Consider the following 7,214-nt stretch of genomic DNA (forward strand, 5'->3'; position numbering starts at 1 on the left):
ACATTTTGAATGTTCATCAAGATAAAAAGTTGGGGCTAGTGATATCATTGAATATTCAAAGTATCCTTGTAAATTTGTCTAATTGACTTTAAGAACAGCATATAACCTATTGATAAAAAAGACAAATAAAAACCTTGATTTCTGTGATTTTAACCGTTTTTTATTGAACAAAGTTAGGTTTTAGCGCTTGTTCGGGTTACACTAGGCCGTTGAGTGAGAGTTTTACAAAGATAAAGGCGATTAATGAGTGGTTCGAGATTAATAGTTACACAACAAAAAACCTTGGCTTGGTATATTGGTTGGGGAATAGTTGTTTTGGTTGCACTGGCTGTCAGTTATGTGGCAGGCCGCTACTTTTCTGCTGCTGAACGTCAAGAAGCAATTAAACGAGCTGATTTTTTACAAGAAGAGTTAAAGAAGTTTCAAAGTGCTTATCAACAAGTCAATGAAGATTTAGTGATGCAGACGCAGTCTGCTAAAGTGGATAATCAGTCTAGCCAGCAGTTAGTTGAAACCGTCAAAAGGCTGCAGAGTGTACAAAATAAGCTGGAGTCAGAACTTCGCTTTTATCGGAACATTATGGCGCCAGAGTTAGATAAACAGGGTTTAACTATCGCGGAGTTTGATATAATTGAAGATTCAGAAAAGAATAGTCCTCGTTTTAAGTTAGTCCTGACTCAGGCTGGCAAACAAGAACAATTCTTAAAAGGCAACGTTGATCTAAAATTGAAAGGTAAGTTGGCTGGCGTTGACAAAGTTTACTCATTTAAAGAGTTGGGAACATTTCAGGCAAAGCACTTTCAATTTCAGTTTCGGTATTTTCAAAATATTGAAGGTGAGCTTTCTTTACCTGAAGGCTTTATTGCTGAGGAAGTTGTTATTAAAGCTAGAACTCATGGATTACGTAAAAATCAAACAGCAGAAAAACAAGTTAACTGGAATAGTTAGGAGAAATACGAATGTTAGGTCGTAAAAAGAAGTCATCTCCGCGCGCTAAAGCTGGTGCGGCAGATACTTTAATTAGTAGAGAGACCAAAATTTTAGGCAATGTGAACTTTACTGGTGTGCTCTATATAGATGGTTATGTGAAAGGAGATGTTACAGCAGACGAATTTGAAAGTTCTCTGTTAACTGTCGGTCAAAATGGTTTTATTGAAGGGGAAATCAATGTTCCTCATATTTTGATTTTTGGTCGTGTTAAGGGCGATGTACATGCGCTTGAGCATGTTGAGTTGATGTCAGAAGCAAGAATAGAAGGCAATGTTTATTATAAGTTAATTGAAATGGCGATGGGTGCTGAAGTTAACGGACAAATGTTGCACAAGGAAGAACAAACTAAACTGATATCGCATCAAAAGAAAACGAAGCCAAAGGAAGAGGCTAAACCTGCTCCTGTAGATAAGCCTAGTGAAGAAGCATTAAATATGGAAGCGCAAAGGGATGGTCATAGTGTGGAATTGCCGCATGAGTCAAGTCTTCGAAGAGAACCTGAAGTTGATTAGTGCCGTTGGCTAGCAGTATTAATAAGTCATATGAAATTGTAAGTTAATAGTTGTTAGCTATTACTTGCAATTTCTTGATTGCGTTGGAGGTCTCTTTAGTGAATAATTCTCTCCAGACCCATTTATCATAATTCGAGCGTGGAAATGTCAGATTCAGGTGTCGCTAAAGTTAGTCCTATCATTTTTACTCAAGCGGCAAGCGAAAAAGTGAAAGAGCTTATCACTGAAGAAGAAAACTTAGAGCTTAAACTTCGAGTGTATGTCACTGGTGGCGGATGTTCAGGCTTTCAGTATGGCTTTTCATTTGATGAGAAAAAAGCGGATGATGACATGGTGATTGAAAAAGATGGGGTTTTATTAGTTGTTGATGCGCTGAGTTTTCAGTATTTAGTCGGTTCAAAAGTTGACTATAAAGAAGATCTTGATGGTTCTCGGTTTGTGGTTGAAAATCCTAATGCAACCACAACATGTGGCTGTGGTTCCTCTTTTTCAATTTAATAGCTAATCAATGTTACCTAATCTTATAAATTTTATTTAATCACACAACTCCGCGTTTTAACTAGCCTATATTATTGAAAGAACCAGTGAAAAACGATAGTTTAACATTTGAAGCGCACTGGTTGATTGAAAAGTCTGAACAATTGGCTATCGATTCTCTATTTGCCCATTGCCCACAAGTTTCCAAGCAGCAGCTTAAAGTAGCTATGCGCTGTGGCGCCGTTTGGTTGACACGAAATACTAAAACTGAACGACTAAGACGTGCTAAAAAAGTACTTTGTGCGGGGGATCAGTTACATCTCTATTTTAATCAGAAATTATTGAGTCAGAATATTAAGCCTGCGGTATTAATTGCTGATGAAGGTGCCTATAGTATATGGAATAAGCCTTCTGGAATGTTTTCGCAAGGTACAAAGTGGGGAGATCATTCATCAATTTGCCGTTGGATTGAAATGAATGAATTAACCGAAAGGCCTACTTATTTAGTTCATCGGTTAGACCGGGCAACTAGTGGATTAATATTAGTTGCGCATCAGAAAAAGATTATGAGAAAGTTGGCTTCGATGTTTGAAAACCGACTAGTTAATAAACATTATCGCGCAACGGTAATAGGGCAGTTTCCAAAGACGCTTGAATTGAGTTGTATTAATCAAGAAATTGATGGTAAAACTGCGAAGACTAAGGTTTTAAATGTTCAATATGAACAACAAGCCAATTTGAGCCATTTATTGTTAAAAATTGAAACAGGGAGAAAGCATCAAATAAGAAAACATTTGTTTGGGTTAGGATTTTCTATTTTGGGGGATCGTTTATATACCCAAAGTGATAGCAAGATAATAGAGCACACGAATGTTAACTCGCTTCCTGATTTACAACTCCAATCTTGTTATTTGAGTTTTGAGTGTCCTATTACTCAGCAATTAAGAGTTTATGATTTAATATCGCCAAAGGAATAGCTTTTGTTTTCTGTTATTTTTTATTAAATAAATTATCTAATTCACTAATACCTTCTAGCTGTATGAGCAACTCACCTTTCATTTTTTTATACTCTGTCCAATGTTTATTTTCAATAGCGCCCAGCATTGCGTAAAGCAAATTAAGGCTGAGTGGTTGATTATTTAAACGCCTGAGTTCGGCAAAGCATTGTATAGGACTTTTATTTTTTAAGTCCTGTAAAGTTTTAACATTAATTTTAGCCAGTATTTTAGCGCTGCTTGGACCTAAATTTCTTAGCTGGCTAATTGGCGTTGATTGAATCTTATGGATGATAAATGGCCCCAAGCACTTTATAGCCTTTGGCACCAGTGACTGAAGGTAAGTTTCCTGGTAATTGATTGACTCTTTGGTGGGCTAACCAAGCAAATGTCATTGCTTCGAGGTAGTCACCACTAATTCCAAGGACATCTGTTGGTAATATTTGAGTTTTTAAATGCACTTCTAGTCTTTCTATTAGGAAAGGATTATGAGTTCCACCACCACAAGTATACACTTCATAGCCATTTAAGTTTAAACCTAAAATGGCATTACTGACGCTAACAGCCGTTAGCTCTAATAAAGTTCGTTGGATATCTGCTGGTGTATATTGAGTTTTAAGGTGTTGGAGCTGTTCAAACAACCATTCGATTGAAAAGTACTCTCTACCAGTGCTTTTTGGGGGAGGCAACTGAAAGTATGGGTCACTCAAAAGTTGTTCAAGTAAATCGAGTTGCAAGGTGCCTTGTAAAGCAAAGTGTGAGTCTCTGTCAAAGTCATCTTGAGCATGTGGGTGATTATGCATATACCAAACATCAAGTAATGTATTGGCTGTTCCTGTATCAAAACCAATAACCGACTGCGATGATTTTTTGGGGAGTAATGTAATGTTCGCTATTCCTCCTAAATTTAAGATTATTCTATTGGCTTTTTGACTTCGCATTGCTGCATTATGAAATGCAGGGGCAAGTGGTGCGCCTTGGCCTCCAGCGGCCATATCCATTCGTCTAAAATCGGAGACAGTTTGTATACCTGTTTGATGAGCAATAATGTTAGGGTCGCCAATTTGTAATGTAAAGGGAGAGTTTTGTGCTGGCTGGTGGCGAATAGTCTGTCCATGACTGCCTATTGCACCAATGTCATCTTTGGAAATAGAACGCTTTTTTAGAAGGTGATTAACGGCTTCTGCAAAGACATAGCCCATCTGATTATCGAGTTCGCCAAGTAACTCTATTCTATGTTCAAATCCCGTTAAATGGTTTTCTGCGCAGGCAAGGCTACATAAAGAACGAAGTTTTGCTTTTACTTCTGGGTTGATAGGGTGTAAATAAGAGTCGATCAATTCACATTGAACTTGTCCAAAGTCTACCAAAGCAACATCAACACCATCTATGCTAGTTCCACACATTAAGCCGATATATAGCGGCACATTTCGATTGGTTGAATTCTGCCCATTATTTTGGTTCATGGGGCAATGGTTTCCTCATTATTTAATAGTTGATTTCTTGATGCTAACTGTTCGATCCACGGCTTTGTTGTTTTAAGAAAACGATCTTTTTCAGCTTTATCAATTGGTTTTGCTTTTGGTAATTTCACCGTTCTGGGGTTACGGTGAACGCCGTTAACTAAAAATTCATAGTGTAAATGAGGGGCTTCTGCTAAACCTGTGGCGCCAACATACCCAATGACTTGGCCTTGCTTAACTCGTTTATTCTTGCTGACAGCCCGACGAGACATGTGTAAGTACTTAGTGACTATTCCTTGTCCATGTTGAATGAATACATACTTTCCATTATATTTCGAATAGCTTGAAGCAATTACTCGGCCGTCTCCCGCTGCGCGAATTGGGGTGCCGGTAGATGCCCTGTAATCAATGCCTTTATGGGCTTTCCAGCGTTTAAGAATAGGGTGAAATCTTCTAGGTTTAAAGTTAGAGCTAATATAAGAAAATTTTAAAGGTGCCCTCAAAAATGCCTTTCTCATACTTAAGCCTTGAGGAGTGTAATAACTACTATTGTCTTTTTCATCGGTATATCTAACAGCTGAAAACCTTTTTCCCTGATTTATAAATTCAGCGGCTAAAATAGCACCATTGCCTATTTTTTCGCCTTCTACATACTCTTCCTGATACAGCATAGAAAAAGAATCACCTTTTCTAATATCGAGTATAAAGTCAATATCCCAATCAAAAATATTAGCCAGTTGCATAACCTGAGTGTCTGTTAGCCCTGCTTTTTTTCCTGCCATAAAAAGTGAGTCATCTATTTTTCCTTGGGCATAAGCTGTCCGATACTCGATAGACTTGTTTTCTATCCGACTACTAAGTTGTTCATCTAAGAGATCAATATATAAAGTTTGCTGAATGTTAATAATGTACTTTAATGCTAACAAATTGTTGTTATCATCCAGTTTGTATGAAATAACTTCGCCTGGCTTTAATCTTTTTAGAAGCTGAGTATTATCATCAAGTGTAATAACTTGATGAACTTGTTGTGGCGTCAGACCTATACGCTTAAATATGAGAGAAAGGTTATCGCCTTTTTTAACTGACTCCGACAACCACTCGTCTTGTACAGATAAAACAGGGGAAGCGGCTATTGGCGTTGCTTGAGGTTGAGTTGCGGTATTGTTTTTTAATTCAAGGTTAATCTCTACAGGAGTACTGTAGCGCTTTTTTTGTTCAACAATATTATTGACTTCTTCAACAACCAAAATGGCGTCTGATTTTTTATCCGAATCAGATAACACAAGAGCAAGTAGTAAAATACAAACAGCCATGCCAATGATTAAAAACGGGTGTGTTAACCATTTAGGAAAGCTTGATTTTAGAGAGCTTCTTGAGAACTCTTGGTTATTTTGTGGTTTGTAATCTTGTTTTATCATACAACTTCGTTTGAGTTCCGTATAAAATGCGCGCTTACGATAACTTTTTTGCGATATTGCGGTCAATAATATCAGACTGTAATTATCATATAAAATTCCCTAATTGAGGGATTCTGATCAAGACTGTAGTATGTCGCGATTATCAACCTATTTAAAACGCTTTTTGGTAAAAATATGTCAGAACAAGATTTAATTCAAGATTTAGGTTGGAGAGGGATGATCCAACAAATGACCGCCGAAGATGAATTTAAAAAACATCTTTCTGATGGAATGAAGGTTGTTTATTGCGGCTTTGATCCTACGGCTGATAGTTTACATATTGGTAGTCTGGTGCCTTTATTAGCACTAAAACGATTTCAACAATATGGACATAAGCCAATTGCATTGGTTGGTGGGGCAACTGGATTAATTGGTGATCCTTCATTTAAAGCTGCCGAACGTCAACTTAATTCAGAAGATACAGTAAAAAGTTGGGTAGAAAGCCTTAAAAAGCAAGTCAGCCGCTTTGTTGATTTTGATTGTGGCGAAAACTCGGCAGTGGTTGCTAACAACCTTGACTGGACACAAGGCGTTGATGTTTTATCATTTCTACGTGATGTCGGTAAACATTTCTCGGTTAATGCCATGATTCAAAAAGAGTCAGTCAAGCAAAGAATCGATCGTGAAGGTGAAGGGATTTCTTTTACCGAATTTACCTACATGATACTCCAGTCATATGATTTTGCAGAACTAAATAAACGATACGACTGCTCAATTCAAATTGGTGGTAGCGATCAGTGGGGGAATATCACTGGTGGTATTGATTTGACCAGGCGGATGAATAGAGAACAAGTATTTGGGCTGACCTTACCTTTAGTAACCAAAGCTGATGGGACTAAATTTGGTAAAACGGAAAGTGGCACTATCTGGCTTGATCCTGATAAAACGAGTCAATATGCTTTCTATCAATTCTGGATTAACACTGCTGATGCCGATGTTTATAAATTTTTGCGTTATTTCACCTTTTTAAATGAAGAGACTATCTTACAAATAGAAAAGGATGATGAACAAGCACAAGGCCGTCGTTCTGCTCAGGGAGTTTTAGCCAGAGAAGTGACCCGTTTAGTTCATGGTGAAGAAGGATTAAGTGCTGCTGAGAAAATTACTCACGCATTGTTCTCCGGTGCGTTTGATGAACTATCAGAGAAAGAATTGGCACAGTTAGCAATGGATGGTTTGCAAACAACTCAAATTAAAAAGGGAGAAAAAAAGCTTCTTGAGTTACTCGTCGAGACAGGTTTAGCCTTAACACCTCGAGGCGAAGTGACTATCGGTCAGGCTAGAAAATTCATTCAGCAAAATGCGATTAGTGTAAATGGT

At 37.7% G+C, this 7,214-nt stretch carries 8 protein-coding genes (1 of these 8 running past the window's edge); 5 read left to right on the forward strand and 3 right to left on the reverse strand.

Annotated features, from left to right (window positions below; translation table 11 throughout):
• Positions 1 to 243: 243 nt before the first annotated feature.
• The 4 genes from ACT5E3_RS04775 (at position 244) to ACT5E3_RS04790 (ending at position 2,956) form a co-directional block, all read left to right on the forward strand.
• Positions 244 to 948, forward strand: a complete 705-nt coding sequence (locus ACT5E3_RS04775) for a DUF6776 family protein (RefSeq protein ID WP_444997169.1) — start codon at positions 244 to 246, stop codon at positions 946 to 948.
• Positions 949 to 959: 11 nt separating this feature from the next.
• A complete protein-coding gene (locus tag ACT5E3_RS04780; protein WP_444997170.1) occupies positions 960 to 1,502 on the forward strand; it encodes a bactofilin family protein in 543 nt (180 codons plus the stop codon).
• 144 nt (positions 1,503 to 1,646) lie between these two features.
• On the forward strand, positions 1,647 to 2,000 hold the full coding sequence (gene erpA, locus ACT5E3_RS04785) for an iron-sulfur cluster insertion protein ErpA (RefSeq protein WP_444997171.1): 354 nt from the start codon (positions 1,647 to 1,649) through the stop codon (positions 1,998 to 2,000).
• Between the two features lie 86 nt (positions 2,001 to 2,086).
• Positions 2,087 to 2,956 (forward strand): pseudouridine synthase family protein, encoded by an 870-nt coding sequence (locus ACT5E3_RS04790; RefSeq protein ID WP_444997172.1) that lies wholly within the window; start codon positions 2,087 to 2,089, stop codon positions 2,954 to 2,956.
• 13 nt (positions 2,957 to 2,969) lie between these two features.
• On the opposite strand, the gene ACT5E3_RS04795 is transcribed toward ACT5E3_RS04790, so the two are convergent.
• From ACT5E3_RS04795 to ACT5E3_RS04805, 3 genes are read right to left on the reverse strand one after another with little or no spacing between them, the layout of a single operon-like run.
• The gene (locus ACT5E3_RS04795; RefSeq protein ID WP_444997173.1) at positions 2,970 to 3,281 is read right to left on the reverse strand and encodes a TfoX/Sxy family DNA transformation protein; all 312 of its coding nucleotides are present in this window, start codon (positions 3,279 to 3,281) and stop codon (positions 2,970 to 2,972) included.
• Positions 3,259 to 4,440 carry an anhydro-N-acetylmuramic acid kinase gene (locus ACT5E3_RS04800; protein ID WP_444997174.1) on the reverse strand — a complete coding sequence of 394 codons (1,182 nt, stop codon included), beginning with the start codon at positions 4,438 to 4,440 and terminating at the stop codon, positions 3,259 to 3,261. The genes ACT5E3_RS04795 and ACT5E3_RS04800 overlap by 23 nt, the downstream gene beginning before the upstream one ends.
• The gene (locus ACT5E3_RS04805) at positions 4,437 to 5,855 is read right to left on the reverse strand and encodes an OapA family protein (RefSeq protein WP_444997175.1); all 1,419 of its coding nucleotides are present in this window, start codon (positions 5,853 to 5,855) and stop codon (positions 4,437 to 4,439) included. The genes ACT5E3_RS04800 and ACT5E3_RS04805 overlap by 4 nt, the downstream gene beginning before the upstream one ends.
• A gap of 174 nt (positions 5,856 to 6,029) precedes the next feature.
• Here ACT5E3_RS04805 and tyrS point away from each other — a divergent pair, with 174 nt between their 5' ends.
• A protein-coding gene (gene tyrS, locus ACT5E3_RS04810) for a tyrosine--tRNA ligase (protein WP_444997176.1) crosses the window boundary here: on the forward strand, positions 6,030 to 7,214 show its 5' portion. It continues 111 nt past the right edge of the window; the window shows 1,185 of its 1,296 coding nt (coding positions 1-1,185); the start codon lies at positions 6,030 to 6,032; the stop codon falls past the right edge of the window.

It is taken from the genome of Aliikangiella litoralis, from assembly GCF_052495765.1.

Coding starts and splice junctions, on each gene's coding strand:
- ACT5E3_RS04775 (WP_444997169.1), top strand. CDS start 244: ATGAGTGGTTCGAGATTAATAGTTACACAACAAAAAACCTTGGCTTGG.
- ACT5E3_RS04780 (WP_444997170.1), top strand. CDS start 960: ATGTTAGGTCGTAAAAAGAAGTCATCTCCGCGCGCTAAAGCTGGTGCG.
- erpA (WP_444997171.1), top strand. CDS start 1,647: ATGTCAGATTCAGGTGTCGCTAAAGTTAGTCCTATCATTTTTACTCAA.
- ACT5E3_RS04800 (WP_444997174.1), bottom strand. CDS start 4,440: ATGAACCAAAATAATGGGCAGAATTCAACCAATCGAAATGTGCCGCTA.
- ACT5E3_RS04805 (WP_444997175.1), bottom strand. CDS start 5,855: ATGATAAAACAAGATTACAAACCACAAAATAACCAAGAGTTCTCAAGA.